The sequence below is a fragment of the Eilatimonas milleporae genome (genome assembly GCF_003688555.1).
Taxonomy (GTDB): Bacteria; Pseudomonadota; Alphaproteobacteria; order Sphingomonadales; family Kordiimonadaceae; genus Eilatimonas; species Eilatimonas milleporae.
The window spans coordinates 53,524-74,169 of record NZ_REFR01000009.1; the positions used below are offsets into that span (position 1 = coordinate 53,524).

21 protein-coding genes are annotated in these 20,646 nt (G+C 56.9%); 7 read left to right on the forward strand and 14 right to left on the reverse strand.

All coding sequences use genetic code 11. The annotated features are described in order from the left end of the window. Positions 1-196: 196 nt before the first annotated feature. From ligA to BXY39_RS01155, 3 genes are all read right to left on the reverse strand, one after another. A complete protein-coding gene (gene ligA, locus BXY39_RS01145) occupies positions 197-2,287 on the reverse strand; it encodes an NAD-dependent DNA ligase LigA (protein WP_121937005.1) in 2,091 nt (696 codons plus the stop codon). Positions 2,288-2,291: 4 nt separating this feature from the next. Further along, on the reverse strand, positions 2,292-3,986 hold the full coding sequence (recN, locus tag BXY39_RS01150) for a DNA repair protein RecN (protein ID WP_121937006.1): 1,695 nt from the start codon (positions 3,984-3,986) through the stop codon (positions 2,292-2,294). 139 nt (positions 3,987-4,125) lie between these two features. Continuing rightward, entirely contained in the window at positions 4,126-4,917 is a 792-nt protein-coding gene (locus BXY39_RS01155) for an outer membrane protein assembly factor BamD (RefSeq protein WP_245998935.1), read from the reverse strand. A 273-nt stretch (positions 4,918-5,190) separates the two neighbouring features. On the opposite strand from BXY39_RS01155, the gene BXY39_RS01160 reads away from it, so the two are divergent. Continuing rightward, positions 5,191-5,598, forward strand: a complete 408-nt coding sequence (locus BXY39_RS01160; protein ID WP_121937007.1) for a helix-turn-helix domain-containing protein — start codon at positions 5,191-5,193, stop codon at positions 5,596-5,598. A gap of 68 nt (positions 5,599-5,666) precedes the next feature. Here the strand turns inward: BXY39_RS01160 and BXY39_RS01165 are convergent, their stop codons facing one another. Next, entirely contained in the window at positions 5,667-6,545 is an 879-nt protein-coding gene (locus BXY39_RS01165; protein WP_121937008.1) for a branched-chain amino acid aminotransferase, read from the reverse strand. A 113-nt stretch (positions 6,546-6,658) separates the two neighbouring features. Here BXY39_RS01165 and BXY39_RS01170 point away from each other — a divergent pair, with 113 nt between their 5' ends. The 3 genes from BXY39_RS01170 (at position 6,659) to BXY39_RS01180 (ending at position 8,278) form a co-directional block, all read left to right on the forward strand. Beyond that, a complete protein-coding gene (locus BXY39_RS01170; protein WP_121937009.1) occupies positions 6,659-7,147 on the forward strand; it encodes a MarR family winged helix-turn-helix transcriptional regulator in 489 nt (162 codons plus the stop codon). A gap of 141 nt (positions 7,148-7,288) precedes the next feature. Continuing rightward, the gene (locus BXY39_RS01175; RefSeq protein WP_121937010.1) at positions 7,289-7,876 is read left to right on the forward strand and encodes a PAS domain-containing protein; all 588 of its coding nucleotides are present in this window, start codon (positions 7,289-7,291) and stop codon (positions 7,874-7,876) included. A gap of 96 nt (positions 7,877-7,972) precedes the next feature. After that, a complete protein-coding gene (locus BXY39_RS01180; protein ID WP_121937011.1) occupies positions 7,973-8,278 on the forward strand; it encodes a nucleoside triphosphate pyrophosphohydrolase family protein in 306 nt (101 codons plus the stop codon). Between the two features lie 135 nt (positions 8,279-8,413). Here the strand turns inward: BXY39_RS01180 and BXY39_RS01185 are convergent, their stop codons facing one another. The 3 genes from BXY39_RS01185 to petA are packed head-to-tail and all read right to left on the reverse strand — an operon-like array spanning position 8,414 to position 11,093. Then, complete coding sequence (locus BXY39_RS01185; RefSeq protein WP_121937012.1) at positions 8,414-9,220, reverse strand: cytochrome c1; 807 nt, start codon at positions 9,218-9,220, stop codon at positions 8,414-8,416. 11 nt (positions 9,221-9,231) lie between these two features. Beyond that, the gene (locus BXY39_RS01190; RefSeq protein ID WP_121937013.1) at positions 9,232-10,512 is read right to left on the reverse strand and encodes a cytochrome b; all 1,281 of its coding nucleotides are present in this window, start codon (positions 10,510-10,512) and stop codon (positions 9,232-9,234) included. Positions 10,513-10,523: 11 nt separating this feature from the next. Then, positions 10,524-11,093, reverse strand: a complete 570-nt coding sequence (gene petA, locus BXY39_RS01195) for a ubiquinol-cytochrome c reductase iron-sulfur subunit (RefSeq protein ID WP_121937014.1) — start codon at positions 11,091-11,093, stop codon at positions 10,524-10,526. A gap of 357 nt (positions 11,094-11,450) precedes the next feature. Between petA and BXY39_RS01200 the strand changes: the two genes are divergently transcribed. From BXY39_RS01200 to BXY39_RS01210, 3 genes are all read left to right on the forward strand, one after another. Next, entirely contained in the window at positions 11,451-11,927 is a 477-nt protein-coding gene (locus BXY39_RS01200; RefSeq protein ID WP_121937679.1) for a TrmH family RNA methyltransferase, read from the forward strand. Between the two features lie 2 nt (positions 11,928-11,929). Next, on the forward strand, positions 11,930-12,814 hold the full coding sequence (gene hemF / locus BXY39_RS01205; RefSeq protein WP_121937015.1) for an oxygen-dependent coproporphyrinogen oxidase: 885 nt from the start codon (positions 11,930-11,932) through the stop codon (positions 12,812-12,814). Positions 12,815-12,897: 83 nt separating this feature from the next. Then, the gene (locus tag BXY39_RS01210) at positions 12,898-13,815 is read left to right on the forward strand and encodes an NAD(P)H-dependent flavin oxidoreductase (protein ID WP_121937016.1); all 918 of its coding nucleotides are present in this window, start codon (positions 12,898-12,900) and stop codon (positions 13,813-13,815) included. On the opposite strand, the gene BXY39_RS01215 is transcribed toward BXY39_RS01210, so the two are convergent. The 7 genes from BXY39_RS01215 to BXY39_RS01245 form a co-directional block, all read right to left on the reverse strand. Beyond that, positions 13,779-15,155: a globin-coupled sensor protein gene (locus BXY39_RS01215; protein ID WP_170163530.1), complete on the reverse strand. Its 1,377-nt coding sequence runs from the start codon at positions 15,153-15,155 to the stop codon at positions 13,779-13,781. The two genes, BXY39_RS01210 and BXY39_RS01215, sit on opposite strands and share 37 nt — an antisense overlap. Before the next feature lie 119 nt (positions 15,156-15,274). Further along, positions 15,275-16,444 (reverse strand): CCA tRNA nucleotidyltransferase, encoded by a 1,170-nt coding sequence (locus BXY39_RS01220; RefSeq protein ID WP_170163531.1) that lies wholly within the window; start codon positions 16,442-16,444, stop codon positions 15,275-15,277. Positions 16,445-16,490: 46 nt separating this feature from the next. After that, positions 16,491-16,853: a hypothetical protein gene (locus BXY39_RS01225; RefSeq protein ID WP_147453419.1), complete on the reverse strand. Its 363-nt coding sequence runs from the start codon at positions 16,851-16,853 to the stop codon at positions 16,491-16,493. Between the two features lie 5 nt (positions 16,854-16,858). Further along, positions 16,859-17,539, reverse strand: a complete 681-nt coding sequence (locus tag BXY39_RS01230) for a CoA pyrophosphatase (RefSeq protein ID WP_121937020.1) — start codon at positions 17,537-17,539, stop codon at positions 16,859-16,861. After that, positions 17,536-18,117, reverse strand: a complete 582-nt coding sequence (locus BXY39_RS01235; protein ID WP_342779406.1) for a DUF1285 domain-containing protein — start codon at positions 18,115-18,117, stop codon at positions 17,536-17,538. Before BXY39_RS01235 ends, BXY39_RS01230 begins: the two co-directional genes overlap by 4 nt. A 191-nt stretch (positions 18,118-18,308) precedes the next feature. Then, on the reverse strand, positions 18,309-18,866 hold the full coding sequence (locus tag BXY39_RS01240; protein WP_121937021.1) for a GNAT family N-acetyltransferase: 558 nt from the start codon (positions 18,864-18,866) through the stop codon (positions 18,309-18,311). Positions 18,867-19,326: 460 nt separating this feature from the next. Next, positions 19,327-20,511, reverse strand: coding sequence for a tetratricopeptide repeat protein (locus tag BXY39_RS01245; protein ID WP_121937022.1), 1,185 nt, complete (start codon positions 20,509-20,511; stop codon positions 19,327-19,329). Between the last annotated feature and the right edge of the window lie 135 nt (positions 20,512-20,646).

A 20,646-nucleotide genomic window follows, 5' to 3' on the forward strand; every position in this document is an offset into this window, starting at 1 on the left:
CGGGCACCGTTTTTTGAGAAGATGAAGAAATCGCAAATAAGGCATGCAAAAAATGCATGCCATTATACAAAACACCCTTCGATAACGAATGAGTGAGAAGATATCGGTTTATATGAGACTTTCGTGATACCCATACGAGCGTATGGGCGGACTGGTCTTTCGGCGTTCATCGGTACCGCCCGCCCAACACCGGCTGTCAGGCTCCAATCATCGACAGCCAGTCTTGTTCGCTGAGAACCGTTACACCCAAAGATTGCGCCTTGGTCAATTTCGATCCCGCCTTGGGGCCCGCCACCACATAATCGGTCCGTGCCGACACGGACCCCGATACCTTCGCCCCCAGACTTTCGGCCCGTGCCTTGGCCTCGGCCCGCGTCATGGTTTCCAGATTGCCTGTGAAGACGACAACCCTGCCCGCTACGGCACTATCCTCGGATACGACTTCCAATGGTTTCACCGTCACCACGGCAAGAAGGTGACCGATGCTTTCACGGTTATGGCTTTCGGCAAAAAACTGGATAAAGGCATCGGCCATCTTGCCGCCGATCCCATCGATGGCGAGCAGGTCGGCATGTGCGGCTTCATCGCCACCAACGATACCATCCATCGCAGCCACCAGTGCGTCCATCGTGCCATAGGTCCTGGCAAGGGTTTTGGCCGTCTGCTGACCAATGTGGCGGATGCCCAGAGCAAATAAAAAGCGATCAAAATCAATGGTGCGACGCGCATCAATGGCCGCAAACAAATTATGCGCACTTTGATCGCCCCAGCCCTCCCAACCGTTGAGAGGCGTATCGGAAGCATCGCTCCTGGCCTTAAGGGCAAAAATATCGGCCGGCTCCGCCAACCAGCCCTTCTCAAAAAACAGTTCAATCTGTTTCTGGCCCATGCCTTCAATGTCAAAGGCATCGCGGGAAACAAAATGTTTCAGCCTTTCCACTCTTTGCGCGGGACAGATAAGTCCCCCTGTGCACCGTACGACAATGTCATCGCCCTCGGCCGTGGCGTGCGAACCGCAGGCCGGACACGTCTCGGGAAACTGGAAAGGCCTGGCGGTTTCCGGTCGTTTTTCGGTCATGACCCGCACGATCTGGGGAATCACATCGCCGGCACGCTGCACAATCACCGTGTCACCGATGCGGGCGTCCAGACGGGCAATTTCATCGGCATTGTGCAATGTGGCGTTCGAGACCACCACCCCACCCACCGTGACCGGCGTCAGTTTCGCAACCGGTGTCAGTGCCCCTGTACGCCCCACTTGAATATCGATGTTTTCAAGCACGGTCTGCGCCTGCTCAGCGGGGAATTTATGCGCCGTTGCCCAGCGCGGTGCCCGTGCAACGAAACCAAGCCGGGATTGCCAGTCCAGCCGATTGACCTTATAGACGACACCGTCAATATCGTAATCAAGTGCGGCCCGCGCCGTCTCGATCGTCCGGTACTGTTCCAGTACGGCCTCAACACTCTCGCACAGACGCAAGAGAGGATCGGTCTGAAACCCCCATGCGGCAATGGTTTCCATGACACCGAACTGGGTATCGGCCGGCAGTTCGGAGACCTCCCCCCAGCCATAGGCGAAAAACCGCAAGGGGCGGGCAGCCGTGATCGATACATCCAACTGCCTGAGAGACCCGGCCGCGGCATTGCGTGGATTGGCGAACACCTTGGCGGCTTTTGCTTCCTGTTCGTCATTCAGCTTCAAAAAATCGCTTTTCGCCATATAGACTTCGCCGCGTACTTCAAAAACGGATGGCACATCGCCAGCAAGTCTCTCGGGAATATCGGCAATAGTGCGGGCGTTGACCGTGACATTCTCGCCTTCCGTACCGTCCCCCCGCGTGGCCGCCTGAACGAGGGCTCCCTTTTCATATCGTAAGGACAGAGACAATCCGTCGATTTTCGGTTCGGCCGTCAGGGCTACGATTTCCGTCTCCTCCAGCCCCAGAAACCGGCGGACACGGGCGACAAAATCGGCCACATCAGCTGTATCAAACACATTATCCAATGACAGCATGGCCCGGGCGTGCTGTACCTTGGAAAATCTGGACTGCACCGGTGTTCCGACCCGCACGGACGGGCTGTCCTGACGCATCAGGGCGGGAAAGCGGTTTTCAATCGCCGTGTTACGGGCTCTGAGAACATCGTAGGCGGCATCGGTGATAACAGGAGCGTCTTCACCATAATAGGCATGATCATGCAGGCGGATTTCCATGGCGAGCCGGGCGAGTTCTCTCCGCGCGTCCTCTTCCGTCAAACGGTCCACCGCAATCTTACTGGTATCCTGCATTGCCCTATCCTGCCTGCGCGCGCCCTGTCTCGCCCTTCAACAGCCTATCGGCCGCAGCACGGGCTTCCCTGCTGATTTCCGCACCCGACAGCATGCGTGCAATTTCTTCCTTCCGTTCCGGGAGGGATAAAAGACTGACGTCTGTATGGGTCGTTCCGGACCGGTCGGTTTTGGCGATTCTGAAATGACTGTCACCGCGGGCCGCCACCTGCGGGCTGTGGGTCACAATCAGCACCTGGGCACGGGCCGCCAGACGGCTCAGGCGTTCTCCCACGGCATCAGCCGTGGCACCGCCAATCCCGCGATCCACTTCATCAAACACCATGACCGGAGCCCCGGCCCCCTGCGCCAGAACGATCTTCAACGCCAGAATAAACCTGGCCAGTTCCCCGCCCGAGGCGATCTTGACAAGCGGACCGAAGGGCGTTGATGGATTTGTCTGGACAACAAATTCCACCCGGTCACCGCCGGACGCGCCCCAATCCGCCGGATCCAACGGCTCGACACGGGTCCGGAAAACCGCCTTATCCAGTTTCAGAGGGGCCAGTTCGGCCGTCACCGCCGCATCCAGTTGTTTCGCGGCCTCATGGCGCAAGGTACGTAAGACCATGACCTTATCGCGCATATCCGCATCGGCGGCGGCAACGGCTTCAGCTGCGGCTCGGACGGCATCGTCCCCTGCTTCAAGCCGGGCCAGGCGTTCCTTCAAGCCATCCAGCAGGGATGCCAAGGCATCAGCCTCGCAATCGTGCTTGCGCGCCAGGCGCCTGACTTCAAACAGCCTTTCCTCCGCCATTTCCAACACTGCGGGATCGAACTCCAGATCCCCGGTCACGGTATCCAGTGCGCCGATGGCCTCATCCAATTCGATTGCGGCACGGTCAAGCGCAGCAATGACAGGTGCCAGGCGGTCCTGCGCTCCCTGATCCAGTCGCTCCATACGGCGCAGAATCCCACGGACAGTGGCATCCACACCGCCATCGGCGCCGCCGGTCAATATTTCCGAGAAAGACTGTAAATCGCCGGCCAGTTGCTGTCCCTGCATCATGGCCGCACGGTTGTCAGCGAGTTTTTTTTCCTCGCCCGTTTCCGGTGCCAGTGCGGCCAGTTCGTCGACGGCGTGGCGCAGATAATCCTCATCATGCCGGGCCGCAGCAAGATCTGCCTCCGCCTCGGCTTGCGCATGGCGGGCGGCACTCAAACGCCGCCAGCAGTACGCCACATCACGAACGGCAGGCTCAAGCTGTCCGAAAGCGTCCAACAATGCCCGGTGCGCTGCCGCATCCAGCAGACCGCGATCATCATGCTGCCCGTGGACTTCCAGAAGCAGATCGCCGATATCGCGTAAAAGGCTCTGGCTGACGGGCTGATCATTGATCCATGCCCGGCTGCGCCCTTCACGTGTCACCTGGCGGCGCAGAATGATCTGTCCCGCACTACTGTCGAGGCCCTGTTCTTCAATAAAACGGCAGGCGGCGTGCCCCCGTCCAATGGTGAATTCAGCAGTCACCACCCCCTGGTCGGCTCCCTGGCGCACAAGCGCCCTGTCCGCGCGCCGCCCTGTTGCCAGCGCCAGGGAGTCCAGAAGGATGGACTTCCCCGCCCCGGTTTCGCCCGTCAGTACGGTCAAACCGTCGGACAACTCAAGATCAAGACGGTCAATGAGGACAATGTCACGGATACTGAGCGACGCCAGCATGATACTTTCCTAACCGCCGGCCATGCCGGACAGCCGGACAGTCCCAGGATAAATGCCCCCGTTGCATCGAGCGGTTCGCACCAGCCACCAAATATCAGTCACCAGATCATTGCCCCAATTGCAGGGTTCCAGGCGGGGTTCAACCGCTTCTGGGTTTCAGCCCCTTGTCCGTCAGCAGTTCGTAACTGTAGCGGTACCATTTGCTGCCGCTGAAATTATGGCCCAGAACGGCGGCCGTCATCTGCGCTTCGGAATACATACCCATTGAAAGATACGATTCGACAAGGCGATGGAGCGCTTCCGGAGTATGGCTGGTAGTCTGATAGTTGTCGACGACACTGCGGAAACGATTGATCGCAGCCAGATATTCCTGCCGCCGCAGATAAAAGCGCCCGACCTCCATATCCTTGCCGGCAAGGTGATCATTCGTCAAATCCAGCTTCAGGGCAGCGTCACGGGCATATTCGGATTCCGGAAAACGGCGGATGACCTCGATCAACCCGTCCCGCGCCAAATTCGTCTTATCCTGATCCCGGCCGACATCGACGATTTGTTCATAATGGCAAATGGCTATCAGATAATAGGCATAAGAGGCCGATGCATTGCCCGGATGCAGTTGCAGAAACCGTTCAGCCGCAAGAACGGCGTCATCGTAATTATTGCTCATATAATTGGCGTAGGCCGCCATGAGCTGTGCCCGGCGGGCCCACACGGAATAGGGATGCTGACGTTCAACCTCATCGAAGGCGGCCGCTGCAATACGGTAACGGCGACGCTCAAGGTTATCTTGGGCAAGATTGTATAAAACTTCCACATCGCGGGCAACGTAACGGTCTTCGTTGTCGCCACCGCCACAAGCGGCCACCCCCAGTCCCAGAACGACAAGAAGGCCAAATCGCACTGTTTTCAGGGCAGCTGTTTGCATTTTCATAAACACATTATTCCTCGACTGCGAACTCGCTTGAAATCCTAAGTTATCGAATTATGGTTAGCGAATAACAACTATGGGTATAATCAGTGACCGGCTCAAATGATCGACACTCAGAATTCAGGCCGGCATCCGATGCTGTACCATATGTTCCATTGCCTCGCCAATGTCCAAAAAAGACCGCACTGTGCCCCTTTTGGGCACGCAAGAAGGTCAGTGGCACCATACGGGCAAGCGTTTGGAACGGCATCATACCAGTGAACCAAAGTGGGGCATATGTCGCAAACAAGCTTAACAAATGAATCTTCACAAACCTCACCGTCATCAGCACGAAAAGCAGATGAAATCGACAGGTTTATCGGTACACAGGTGCGCAGGCGGCGCAGGCAGTTGGGGCTGTCGCAGCAACAGGTCGCCGAACGCCTGGGGATCAGCTATCAGCAGGTTCAGAAATACGAGACGGGCGTCAACCGTCTGACCGCAGGGCGGCTGTATCTATTGTCGCAAATCTTCGGCAGCCCGATCGAAACCTTTTTTGTCGGCCTGCCGCCCATAGACCGTATGCAGAATGGCGGCCAGGACCTGCCCTTCATCGGTGATATGGACGCGCTTGGCCCCAGCGATGTAAGGGATGCCCTGATCGGCCTTGTCGAGGCAATTCGGGACTCAAAACTTCTGAAATAAGACCGGACATCCTTCCGTGGGGTGGGAAACCCCACGGAACAGCCTGTTGGAAAAGTCGATCAAAACCGTCAGTCAGAACGGCGAACCAGGCGGTCATACTCTTCCATCAGGGTTTTGGTAATGGCGCCGGGCCGGAAACTGTGCGGCCCAATTTCCGCCACCGGACTGACCTCCGCGGCAGTGCCTGTGAGGAAAGCTTCCTCAAAATGCGGCATTTCATCCGGCATAATGGCCCGTTCCATTACCTCGATGCCGTGTTGCCCGGCCAGATCAATCACGCTCTTGCGCGTTATACCGTCAAGAAAACAGTCTGCGACAGGCGTGTGCAGCCGCCCATCGGACACAAAAAAGATATTCGCCCCTGTCGCTTCGGCGATCTGTCCACGGTAATCATACATCAGGGCATCGTCGCAGCCTTTGGCTTCGGCAACATGACGGGACAATGTACATATCATGTAAAGACCGGCGGCCTTGGCATGGACAGGCGCCATGTCGGGACCGGGACGGCGCCATTTGGATATGTCCAGCTTCAATCCTTTCAGGCGTTGCTCCGGCGTAAAGTAAGAAGGCCATTCCCACACTGCAATGGCGCCATGAATGCGCGTTCCAGTTGCAGAAACCCCCATGGTTTCTGATCCACGCCACAAAATCGGGCGGCAGTAGGCATCCTTAAGGCCATTCTTTTGCAGGAGTGTATTGCAGGCACTGTTGATGTCTTCACGGGAAAAAGGAACATCCATATCCAGCGCGGCAGCAGACGCAAAAAGCCGCTCCGTATGCTCTTCAAGCTTGAAAATCCGACCGTTGTAAGCCCGCTGCCCCTCGAAAACGGCACTGCCGTAATGCATGGCGTGGCTGAGGATATGAAGTGTCGCCTCGGCCCACGGAATGATCTGTCCGTCCATCCAGATCCATCCCTCTCGCTGATCGAAGGCCGCAGATGCCATGAAATATCTCCAACTCTCTGAAAAAGAAGAAAATGTTAAATTTATATTGATTCTGGTAACATTGTGTCTCATATATGTCAACAACTCTGACATATATAGCGGCGCGAAAATCTATGTCCTATAAATTGCCTCAATCCAATCTTTATCTGAGGGAAGAGGAAATACGGCGCGGAATCGAGCTTTTGTATTTCGCGTACCGGGATTTCACCAAAGACCCTGACGACATGTTGGCGGAACGCGGCTTTGGCCGGGCCCACCACCGGGTGCTGTATTTCATAGGCCGCAATCCGGGCACCCCAGTCACAGGGCTCTTGACCATCCTGCGTATCACCAAACAGTCCCTTTCCCGTGTTCTGGGACAGCTTGTGGAAGAAGGCTACGTCCGGCAGGAAACCGGAACGCGGGATCGTCGCCAGCGCCTTCTGTATCTGACGGATGCCGGCGCCAAACTGGAACAGCAGCTTTTTGAAAAGCAGCGTGCACGTGTCGCCCAAGCCTACAAGGCAGCCGGTCCAGACTCAGTCGCGGGTTTCTGGGATGTACTGCTGAACATCATTGATCCGGAAGAACGTGAAAGGGTTCTCAGGGAAATCGGACGATAAGCGGGTATAGCGAACCACCCGGCAAAACCTGCACCACCAGGGGTGTATTTTCAAGTCATCCCGCCACGCCTTTGGCCAATTCATCCTTTATTGTCTTGCACTTGATATACAACCATGCTGCCATAGCCCTTTGAGGGAGGCATGGACGCAAACAAGGATAAAAGGTTTGGCGCCTTTTGGGACCTGTGGAACAGGCTGCCCCGTCGCGACCATGCCTTCCTGCCATGCCGACAGGATCTGTCCTCTGCCGAGATGGCGCCCTTCCTGCCCCGCATGGGGATCGCAGAATGGCACGGAACCATGAATCTGTTCATGACTTTCTTCGGCAGCGAGATTGAAAAAATGTCGGGGGCCAACCTACACCAACGCAATTTCTACGACTTTCTCGACCCGAATCTGCGGGACCCGATGAAACGCTTTCACAATGTTATTTTCAACACCCCATGCGGCGCATATGTGGGTGAGGTTCTGACGGTCGATAACGGCCAGAACTATCTTTTCGAAAATATTCAGGTACCGGTGATCGGTAAATCGGGCCAGCCTGATGTCCTGCTTATTTATGCACATGCACGCACCACGATCCCCCATGGCCCATTGAGGAAGCAGGCCAGCAGCACCGCTTCCACCATCAGGGATTTCCACTATATCGACCTGGGTGGCGGGGCACCGGATTTCGCCATGGAAAACCACAAACCCACCCGTATCGTCAGGGGCGAAGATAGGCCATAGGCCTGTCAGAAAGCGCTATCTGTCCCTTGGTCGCCCTTGTGACACCGTGGGAGGCAGGCTAGCGTGCCCTGCCCTCAGACCAGACAGGAGAGACACATGACGGAGACACAGGAAAGTTTAACCCGCTGGGGTGATGAAACCTTCGGCCCTGTAAAAGACCCGGCTGCCCTGATGCAGCGCATACAGCTTGAAGTGAACGAACTGGTCGACGCTGTACATCGCGGCCATGCACCGGATGTCGGAGCGGAAGCCGCGGATGTCGTCATCATGATGTATCGACTGTTAAGCCTGTTCGGGCGGGATTTGCACAGCGACGTGGATGCCAAGATGGCCGTCAACAGGGCCCGTCAGTGGTCTCTGAACGGTGATGGCACCGGTCGTCACATCCCCGTTTCTCCCTGACAGCAGATAGATGCTTGCTGACATGGGACCCTGGAAACGCGGCGGGGCCAAGGTATCGGAGCTACACATCATACAAAAAGGGCTGCGGCAATGCCGCAGCCCAATGGGAATTGAGTGGGACACTACGGAATTGGCCTATAGGTCCTCATACACATTCTTGCCCTGTTTAACCGGCTTCCATACCTGCTTTTTCGAGAAATAAAGCAGAACGGCCAACAGTAAAAGGAACAACATGGTACTGATGCCCATCTGATGACGGGATTGCAGATTGGGCTCTGCCACATAGATCAGAAAATTAACAAGGTCACGTGCCATCTGATCACTGCTCGCCTCGGTTCCATCTTCATATTCGAGCAGATCATCCGTCAGGGGCGGAGCCATGGAAATCTGGCCGCCCTTGAAATAGGGATTGTAATATCTGCCCGCGCTCAGCTCCACATCGGCGGGGGCGGACTCATATCCGGTCAACAGGCTGTAGACATAATTGGCACCATCATGACGTGCCTTGACGATCAGTGACAGGTCAGGCGGCAATGCGCCCCCATTCGCGGCACGGGCTGCATTCTCATTGGCAAAAGGTGACGGGAAAGGGTCCTGCGGCAGGCCGGGACGCGTCGTCGGGTCGCCGAAATCGTCAGGCTCGCCTGCCACTTCATACTCGGCGGCGAATGCCTTGATCATATTTTCCTCATATCCGATGTCAGCCAGATTGCGGAACCGGAAATAGTCAAGGCTGTGACACGCCGCACAAACCTCGCGGAAGACCTGCCAGCCACGCTGCACCGCGGGTATATCGAAATGACCGAACGGGCCTTCGGTTTCCCATTCAACATGCTTGGGATGCTTGGCCGATCCGGCTGCATCCGCACCCGGTGCAACAGCCAGTGCGGCGGCCACGGACAGACCAAGAGAGAGCGAAAATCCTTTAAACGTCAGTGTCATCGTTCGTTCCCTCATTCAGCCGGAGCCGGGTTCATGACCGGATCGGCGATCGACTGGGGCAAAGGCAGGGTTTTCTCGACTTTGCCGAGAATAGGTAGAATCACCAGAAAATGCAGGAAATAGTAGCCGGTCCCGATCAATCCCACGAGCGGCCAGATACCCTCGGGGTTTTTGCCGCCAACAATGGTTAGAACCACCATATCGATGACGAGAAACCAGAAAAAGATACGGAAAGTCGGACGAAACTGGCCCGAACGCACCTTGCTGGTATCCAACCAGGGCAGAAAGAACAGAATGATGATAGAGCCGAACATGGCCAGCACACCCAACAGCTTTGCGTCGATCAGCACAATATCCGTGAAAGGAATGGACAGATCGAAGGTGATCGACCGCAGAATGGCGTAGAAGGGCAGGAAATACCATTCAGGCACGATACTGCTGGGCGTCACCAACGGGTCGGCCTTGATATAGTTATCCGGATGGCCAAGCGCATTGGGCATGAAAAACACGAAAGCACAGAAGATCAAGAGGAAGACGGCAATACCGAACAGATCTTTCACCGTGTAATAGGGGTGAAAGGGAATCTGGTCCTGCGGACCCTTGACATCAATGCCAAGCGGGTTGTTGGAACCGGGGATATGCAGTGCCCAGATATGCAGGATGACAACCCCCGCAATCACAAAGGGCAGCAGGTAGTGCAGGCTGAAGAAGCGGTTCAACGTCGGGTTATCAACTGAAAACCCACCCCACAGCAGGGTGACGATGCTGTCGCCAACCACGGGAATGGCCGAAAACAGATTGGTGATCACCGTCGCACCCCAGAAGGACATCTGCCCCCAGGGCAATACATATCCCATGAAGGCCGTCGCCATCATAAGCAGCATGATAACAAGGCCCAGCATCCACAGAATTTCGCGCGGGGCCTTGTAAGAGCCGTAATAAAGGCCACGGAAAATATGGATATAAACAGCAATGAAGAAGAAGGAGGCGCCGTTGGCGTGCATATACCGGATCAGCCAGCCGTAATTGACATCGCGCATGATGCGTTCGACGCTGTCAAAGGCCAAATCGGTATGCGGTGTGTAATGCATGGCCAGCACAATACCGGTCACGATCTGAATGACGAGACACAGCCCGGCCAGTGAGCCGAAGTTCCAGAGATAACTGAGATTGCGCGGGCTCGGATAACCGGCACCCAGCGAATTATACAATAACGAAACAATGGGCAGGCGGTCGTCAAACCACTTCAATGCCTTGCTTTTCGGTTCAAAAGCCGGTCCATGATGGGCCATCTGATTTCTCCCTACCCGATGCGAATGGTGGTGTCGGAGATGAAGCTGTAGGTCGGCACTTCAAGATTCTTGGGTGCCGGCCCCTTACGGATACGACCGGACGTATCATAGTGCGATCCATGACAAGGACAGAACCATCCGCCATATTCGCCCTGATCGTCACCCGACTTGGTGCCAAGCGGAACACAGCCCAAATGCGTGCAAACACCCAAAACGACCAGCCATTTTTCACGCCCCTCGACGACACGCTCAGCGTCGCTCTGTCTATCGGGCAATGCCGATACATCGACCGCACGGGCCTCGTCGATTTCAACCTGGGTGCGGTTGCGGATAAAAACCGGCTTACCGCGCCAAGTTATAACGATGCCTTCGCCCTCACCGATTGAAGAAAGATCAACCTCGACAGATGCCAGCGCCAAAGTATCGGCTGCCGGGTTCATCTGATCAATGAAAGGCCAGACGGCCAATCCGGTCCCGATAGCCCCGACACCCGCGGCTGCGATATGCAGGAAATCGCGGCGGCTCGCGTCCTCGTCACTCGTCGGCGTTTTGCCGTCAATGGTCTGTTCAGCTGTGCTCATGGTACTGATCCTGGATTCTGTCTTGAGAGGTGGCGCAAATACACCCGCCGGACATGCCGGCTTAAATATCCCAAGCTTGCCTCGTCCAACCCTTTTCCAGTCGTTATTTAAACCGATTGGCCTTTTCCGCGTAGCCTATGCGGCAACAGGCCGCAGCGCCACCGTTCAGGTCCATCGACTGGATCCGCGCGGGCGCCATCTGCGGCTTTGCGAATGGGCACTGGTTTAGTCGGGCCGTGGCGACGTGGCAAGAATTTATCGTATCATCCCGTGGAAAAAGCACTTTACGCCGAATATTCGGAACACATCAAAACGTCTCTTGCCAAAATGACCAGCACGTTCCTACCGTCCGCGCCCATGGATATCGCACTGTATCAACCCGACATGCCGCCCAATACGGGGACCCTGCTGCGCCTCGGTGCGTGTATGGGATGCCCGGTTCATGTGATCGAGCCCTGCGGCTTTCCTTTTTCCCAACGGGCGCTCCGTCGGTATGCGATGGATTATGGCGATCAAGTGCAGTTGAGACGTCATGACGACTGGATCGCATTTGAACGATGGCGCACCGGGGCTGCAAAACGGCTGGTCCTGCTGACGACCAAGGCACCCCTATCTTACGGACATTTCTCCTATCAAACCGATGACGTCCTGATGGTGGGACGTGAAAGCGCCGGTGTGCCGGAGGACGTTCACGCAGCAGCGGACGCCCGGGTGCGCATACCGATGATACCGGCAGTACGATCCTTGAATGTGGCTATTTCCCTTGCCATGGTGCTTGGCGAGGCCCTGCGCCAGACAGGCGAATTTCCCAACGACCAGGAGACGCAATCGTGAGCATGTCCCCCTCCCCGTCCCTTTCGCTGGACGACAAGAAGAAACGGGCCGAAGACTGGTTCAGAACACTGCGCGACGATATCTGCACCGCCTTCGAGGCCATTGAAGACGATTGCAGCGGTCCGCTGTCTGATCGTACCCCGGGCCGCTTCAGCCGTAAAAACTGGAACCGTACAAATCAGGCGGACAATGCACCGGGCGGAGGCGGTACCATGTCGATCATGACGGGTGGACGGGCCTTCGAAAAAGTGGGAGTGAACATCTCCACCGTTTTCGGCACTTTTTCAGAAGATTTTGCCGCTAATATCCCCGGCGCGGCGGAAGACCCGCGTTTCTTCGCAACCGGTATTTCCCTTGTTGCCCATATGAACAGTCCGCACGTGCCGGCTGTCCATATGAATACGCGTTTCATCGTTACGACGAAATCCTGGTTCGGCGGAGGAGCGGATTTGAACGCCCCCATTCCCGATGAGGAGGAAACAGCGCGTTTCCACGCGGCTTTCAAGTCCTGCTGTGATAGGCACGGCGATGAGTATTATGACAAGTATAAAAAATGGTGCGATGAGTATTTCTATATCAAACACAGAAACCGTGCGCGCGGCGAAGGCGGGATTTTTTACGACTATCTGGACAGTGGAGACTGGCAGGCGGATTTCGCCTTTACACGCGATGTCGGCAGCACCTTCCATAACATCTATCCGACCCTGGTTCGTGACAAGATGAACCAGGACTGGACGGCGGAAGAACGCGAAAGGCAATTACGCTATCGTGGACATTACGCCGAATTCAATCTGGTGTACGATCGGGGAACACTGTTCGGCCTGAAAACCGGAGGCAACATCGAAGCCATCCTTATGTCTCTACCGCCGGAAGCCAAATGGCCATGACAGATACATCAAAGCCAAACCCCATGGGTAAACGGCAAATCCGGACCCTCCAGTAGACACACCTAGACAGTGGGAGAATGAAAATGGCGATACCGGCAGGCCTCAGGACCGGACTGAAACTACCCGTGATCGCCGCCCCGATGTTCCTGATTTCGGAACCGGGCCTTGTCACGGCCTGCTGCCGCGCCGGGGTGATCGGAACGTTTCCCACATTAAACGCCCGCACAACCGGCATTCTGGACGAATGGATGACCGAAATCAGCCAGTTCTGTACCTCAGGCGATGCACCGTGGGGTGTCAATCTCATAGTACACAAATCAAATGCACGTCTGGATGATGACTTAGCACTTGTCCTGAAACACAAACCGCCACTGGTGATCACCTCCGTCGGCCATCCGGGGAATATTGCCGAGAAAGTGCATGCGTATGGCGGTGTCGTCTTTCACGATGTGATCCATATGCGCCATGCCGCCAAAGCGGCGGAAGCCGGGGTGGACGGTATCATCGCCGTCTGTGCCGGCGCAGGCGGACATGCCGGCACACTCAACCCCTTTGCCTTCATCCCACAATTGAAGCAGACCTTCGACAAAACGATTATCCTGGCAGGAACCATATCCGATGGCCGTTCCGTCCGCGCGGCAGAAGTGCTTGGCGCCGATATGGCCTATCTGGGCACCCGTTTCATCGCCAGCCGGGAAGCGAGGGTCGCCGACGGTTACAAACGCATGATCGAAGACGACAGCAGCAGCGACATTGTCTATACGAACAAGATTTCAGGGATATGGGGCAACTTCCTGAACCGAAGCCTGCATGACGCGGGCGTTGATCCGGAAACAGGAAAGGTTACGCCGCCCGAAGGCGGCGCAAAAACGCCCTGGAAGGAAATATGGAGCGCCGGCCAAGGCATAGGAACCATTGACGACAGCCCTCCCGTCGCCGACATCATTGACCGTCTCAAGCGTGACTATTCGGCAGCCAGAGATGAAACCGTCAGTTTCTGAGAAGCGGCGGCCGAAGATTTTTCCGCTTTCAACCGTGTAATCAGATTGCCGATCCGCTCTTTCAGTTCCTGGGCAGTTGCTTCCGCCTCATCGGCAACACCGCTGATGTGCGTGGCGGAACTGCTGGCTTCGGACGTTTGACGTGCCACATCATTGATATGAGATGAGACGTCCTTCGTGCCAACGGCGGCTTCCTGAACATTACGGCTTATCTCGCTCGTCACGCTCATCTGTTCGTTCACAGCGTCGGCAATCCCGTCGGCATTGCTCTTAACTTCGCCAATCACATCGCGAATTCCACTGATCACGCTAACGGCGTTTTCAGCCGCTTCCTGAATATTGCTGATCTGGGCCGCAATGGTCTCGGTAGCTTTTGCGGTCTCACCGGCAAGGCTTTTCACCTCGCTCGCAACGACGGCGAAACCTCTGCCGGCGGTGCCTGCCCTTGCCGCTTCAATCGTGGCATTCAAAGCCAGAAGATTGGTTTGCTTGGCAATGTCGGTGATCAGCTTGAGAACCTGCCCGATTTCCTGTGCGGTGCCGGACAGACCTTCGATCGCGTCGCTTGCACGGTCCGCTTCCTCAACGGCGCGGTCACTGATCTCCTTGGATGTATCAGCCTGACGGCCAATTTCACGCACGGAAGCATCCATCTCTTCCGTCGCGGACGCAACAGCACCCACATTCATACTGGCCTGTTCCGAACCCGACGCCACCGTAGCTGAGCCCTGATTGATATCATCGATGGAACGGCCCAAAGCGCCGACCGACTGTTTCAGGGACTGAGAATGCCCCGCGACACGGTCAGCGATACCTTTGACTTCATCCTCAAGCTGGCGGCCGAGTTCATGCAAAGCCTGACTGCGCATGGCGTCCCCCGCGCCCATCTGTGCGCCGGCGGCAAAATCCAGATCCAGCATCAATGCCGTCTGAACCGCCTTGATCAAAGGCGTCACATCCTCAGGCGTGGCAATTTCTATGAGGCGCGGTACCAGACTGCTCATGGCGAGAGAGTACCCCCCCACATAGAGAGACATCGGCAGGCCGATCCGCATATGAGCCTCGCCGGTTTTTTTGACACGTTCGAGATACTCATCATCGAAACGGCCGGACAGCAAACTGTCCCAGTGGATCAGTTGCGCCTGTTTCAAACCCGGTATCCTGTGGCGTTCCCCAATGATGCGCCGACTGTCCTCAAACGCCCAGAGATGGTCGTAAAAGGCATCAAGAACGGGCTTCATTTCATCCAGAATACGTTCGCGGTAACGGTCCAGAATTCGACGGTAGTCATCATTCATCCCGAAAAAAGCCAAACGGGACTGGACATCTTCGGATCTCATAGTGTCGGTCAGGGTCATCGGACAGGACTTTCGACTATATGCAGGCAGCACAACTCATCTGAGAGATTTTACACTCGCTTCCCCAAGTGGTGAACCTTATGCCGAAACCAGTCCAAGGATCAATCAATTCCCTTCAAGAGTGCAAGAAGCCTATCCCGCGAAAACTTAAATCCGCTGGATATCCAGGCACGCTCGGCCCTTGCCACCAGATCGCCCACAGCCGGACCGGGCACTGCCAGACCGGCCGCGATCACATCGCGTCCCCTGACCGGGCAGCTCCGTGGCCGCCAGCGATCCACCTGCGCCAGCCACTCACGCACAGGGATTTTCGTATCGCAGGCAAGGATCATGACAGCCTCGGCGGTGGCACGAGGTCCGCTGCGATAGAGGCTTTCGCCCAAACCGTTTTCACCAGCGGCCAGATACTTAAAGGCCGCCTGTATAGCCGCCAGTGTCTTCCCGTCAGCCCCGGACAGACGCAAGCTGGCCTTCAGAGCACACGGGTCGGCATCTTGCCCGCCCGCCAATGCCATAAGACGCCCGAGCGTATCGGGAGGCCGCTGCCCAATCCGCTCACAGTCAAGCAGACGGGAAAAAAGGGCAATATCAACCACCCCGCTTCCGGGAGGCAGAACATAGGGCCAAAGACCGGCATCCGCCATCGCCGCGACGGCCGCGTCGGGCTTTGCAGCGGCAAGCAGCTTGAGAGTTTCATCCCGAACCCGTTCACGCGACAGAGTGGCCAATTGATGAGCTCTGACCGTACAGGCAGTTAAGGCTTCCTCATCCATGGGGGGTGTGCCATGCGTCGCAAAGAAACGGAAAAAGCGGAGAATTCTGAGAGCATCCTCATCGATACGGCATCCGGCATCACCGATAAAACGGACGCGCCCGGTCTTTATGTCGGCAAGACCGCCAACAGGGTCATGAAGCGTTCCATCGGGCGATAGATAGAGGGCATTCATCGTGAAATCGCGGCGCCCGGCATCCTCTGCCCAATTCCGGGTGAAAGCGACGCGGGCATGACGTCCATCCGTTTTCACATCATGGCGCAGTGTTGTGATTTCAATCTGTCCGCCATGTGCCACCGCCGTCACTGTACCGTGGTCAATACCGGTCGGCACAGCCCCTATACCGGCGGCGCGCAGCCGCTCAACCACAAGGTCGGGGGTCAGACGTGTGGCGGCATCAAAATCGGTAACAGGCCGTCCAATCAGACTGTCTCTTACGGCCCCGCCGACAAAACGAATATTATCCCTGCCGAGGGCATCGATAACCGCGACCACCACGGGACGCGACATCCAGTCGGGCTTTAGAACGCCAGCTCCGCCAGTGTCAGAATCCCGGCGGGTCATTATCTGCCGGCGGCTCTTCTTCATCTGGCGGGCTTATCGGGTCGTCATTTGGTTCACCATCCGGTACGGCAGGCTCAACCGGTACGAAGCGGCCAGGCACCAATCGGCCGTCTTCAATGTGTGGCGGTACATAGCGGGTATGGGCATGGCCGCGGTCATCCTTGTCGAAATAAAGCATCAGCACCGCAGCAAACATTGCGATAAGAGCGGCAAGCAGTATCCGGCGCCCTCTGGTGATTTCACGGTCCAAATCGGCGTCCTGCCGGTTATGCGCAGTACGGTAGCGTAACCAGACAATCAACAGAACAACAGGCGCAGCCAGCAGTATCAGGCGGGCGATCAATGCTGTCATACGCCGCCATCCGTCGCAAAAGGGCGCGGATTTCGTTCCGTCCGGATTTCCCGCGTTGCACCCGCGGCTTCCATCACATCAACCAGATTGACGATCATCGCGGCGGTCGCCCCCCAAATGAAGTGCCCATCATAAGGCATGGCAAAATAACGACGCTCCCGACCACGCCATTCGGCACTCTGTTTCTGATGGTTCCTGCGATCCATCAGAAAATCAAGAGGAACCTCAAAAACAACCGAGACTTCGTCCGGGGCCGGCACAGGGTCGAAATCAGCCGGAACAATCCCCACAACAGGAGTTATCTCGAACCCTGTGACAGTGCGATATGTATCCAGCTGACCCACCACATCCACACTGGCAGGCGGCAGCCCGACCTCTTCCTCCGCTTCGCGCAGGGCTGCGGCCACGGCATCCGTATCAGCCGGATCAACCTTGCCTCCCGGAAAGCTCACCTGCCCGGCATGTTTGGCCAAATGATCGGTTCTGCGTGTCAAAAGCAGGGTCGGGTCAGCCGCTCGCTGGACAATAGGCACCAATACGGCCGCCGGACGAATGGTGGCCGGATCCATCAATGCCTTGTCAGGGTTCAGGTCAAAATCACTACGTGTTCCACGTGCGGCCGGATTGCCCGCCGCCAGTGCCTGCGCCAACCGGGATTTAATCTTGGCATCGGTCATACCGGGATGTCCGCAGCCGCATCCGTCAGTGCGGCACCGAGGGCGAACCACTGTTCCCGGCTATAAACGGCGAGGCTGGGTTTACCGTCGATCAAACGTTCCTCAGCCATTTCCACCAGTTCATAAAAAGGAGGACGGGCGATACGGGCTTCCAAGCGCCCGCGTACCAAAATATATGGTCTGGGCTCGCCTGTCACAGGATCTTCAGCGACCCGGACCGGATGGTCCGCATCCGCCAAAATCTCATCGCCGACATTGGTGGCAAAATGCAGGGCGGACTGCGCACCGGTTCCGATACGATCCACACGCACTGCCATGAAGGGTACATCCTCCACCTGGATGCCAACCTTTTCCACCGGGGTAACCAGATAATATTTTCCATCCATGTCACGGCGCAGTATGGTTGAGAACAGCCTGACCAGACGTTCGCGGCCAATCGGTGTCCCCATATAGTACCAACGTCCGTTTCGGTCGATGCGCATATCAATATCCCCGCAGAAATCAGGGTTCCAGCGATCCACCGGAGGGTGCGACTGACCCTCGACCTGTGCGATGATGTCTTCCAGTTTCACTGTCAAACGCTGCCTCCAGAAATGGCGTGGAACTCGGGCTTTATACCGGGATATAGCGGAATATACCGGGATATGGCGAAACAGCCCGGCTTATAATGTAGGTGCGGGAGGCAGGACTGCCAAGCGCACAAGCCAGAGGGGTCTGTGGACATGGCAGTCTGCCGCATAGCCTGAAGGGCCCAGAACGACCGGCTCCATTAGCGCACAGCGGTCAGGTGGTCGGAAGTAGCGGCGGATCGGGCCGTGTAATCGATGCATGGCACCACCTGTCCGACGGAAGGCAGCGACTGGCTCAGGCCGGAAGACCGGATCATAAGGCGGTCGGCGTCTACTCCGCCCGGCATGGTGATATACCGGGGCAAGGCCGGATGAAAACCGAAGCCTTTGAAATAAGCGGGGTCGCCAACCAGGATCACATGCGCAACCCCGGCGGAATCCACAGCCGCAAGACTGCGGCGCACCAGGGTCTGCCCCAGTTTGCGGCCCCGTTTGCCGGGATGGACACCGAGAGGGCCCAGCAGCAGCGCGTCGGTCTGCGTGCCGGTCAGCATATCGCGGATAATCACTGGCCAGTACCGCACAGTTGCCAAGAGCTGCGCGCCCTCACGGGCAACCTGGGAAAACTCGGCAAGGGGCGGCCGCGCTTCCCTCAAGCGGTATGAGGATTTCCGTACCCTGTCAGGACCGAAAACCGTATCCAAGAGGGTTTCAATAAACGGCCCGTCCTGAGGCCGTTCGCATTCAAAAAGGATCATAATTGCCGTCCATATCAGATGCCGCGCGACCCCCGTCCCTTCCTGTGCGTGAAGCTGTGTTCACTGGGGTGGCGACGCGATGAGAAAAAAGTTCAGAAAGTCTGACCTTTTCGTCGTCGCAGTCCGGTCATATTGCATGCCGGTTTCTTGGTATGGGCGGTCTGTATCATGGCGTCCGTGACAGTTTCGTGGAACGGGTGAGACCCTAATGTGACGAATAGGGTGAGTTCAAGCGAAATTTCGTCTCGGTCCATATATCGCCAGCCCGGGCTCGGATTATGACGGCGGTCACCGCAAGGCGTCGACACATCGGAACTGGCCGCCCTGACGTCAGCAACGCTGGCGCAAGACTTCAGCAGGGCCGAAATCGAAAAATCATGGGCGGCAATATGATATGGGTTCTATGCACCGCCCTTCGGGACTGACCGTTCAATACACCGCCATCCATAGCGGCGACACATCAGGCCGGGTTGGACAGGGCTTTTTCAGACTGCTTTTCAAGAACGGCCAGGAGGTCCCTCGCGACACCATTGCGCGGGTTCAAGGCCAAGCCCTGTTCGGCATAACGTCGTGCCATGGGGATATCGCCCAGCGCCTGAAATGCCCGCGCGCCGGCAATATGGGCCGTGATGTGTTCCGGGTTCAGCTGAATGGCTTTTTCAAAGCAGCTTAGCGCCAGTTCGGGAAGATTATGGCGCATGTAGACACTGCCCTTTTCTTTTTCCGACAAGGCGACGGCCACCGGGTCGCGCTGCTGGTTCACGGTGGCGTGCGCCGCCCATATGGGCGCGTATTTTGGAGCCTCCGCCCCGCGCAGGGTCAGCTCAAGTTTCGCGGCGTCGATCACATTGCGTCCCACCATGAAGCTGGCCAGGGCCTCATAGGCCGGCGGAACGGCATCACGGTCATGGCTTTCCTGACGCAAACGCCGCTGGTTTTCCGAGAAAAGAGACGCATCGAAAGCAAGCGGATTATCCTCTGTCCGGCCGTTCAGCCTGTCGACGATCAGCCGGTAGAGGCGCATATCCATCCGGAAATGCTCATAGATGTCATCAGCGTGAAGCCCGCCCAGATCAATCTGCCCTTGCGAGACCCGTTCGCGCCGTGTCACCGGCCCGACGCCCAGGCGCTGTGTCAGCGTGGTCAGGTCCGTGGCCAGACGCTCCGTCACACAGAGGAATTCAAACTGGCTGAGAACCCGGCATGCGGCGTCAAAGGAAAAACGGTCTTCCATCGCAAGGCGCCGGAACAGTCTGTACAGGGCTCTCACAACCCTGTTGGGCGGCAGGGATTTCAAATAGGCACGCGCATCCACCTGCTGGCCGGTTTGCGCCAGATAACCGGAATGGTGGCGGTATTGGGATATGAAATGGTCATACGGGTCCCGCCACACGCAAAAAAGGCCGATCACATCATCGGCGGGAATAGTCGGGATAAGACGGTCGCTGACCTGATGTCCCAGGAGAACCCTTGCCTGTCTTTTCTCGGCATCCGGCAGTTCTTCCCACAAGGGCTGCCCGTTGAAAAAACGCTCCATCCCAGGATGCAGGCCGTATGCGACACAGGCATCTTTCCCCAGTTCATCGCGGAGATGATGCAAAAGCGTTGTGCCGCCGGTTTTGGCAATGTGATAGGCGAGAATCATGTGTTCCGTGCCATGCCCGAGAAATCCGCAGAGGTCAATAAATACGTCATGGCGTCCGGCAGGTCTGCCCCAGACGGTTACCGGCAGCCCGTATAGGCATGCCGCAAACGAAAGCCCCGCCGGATATGGTATCCG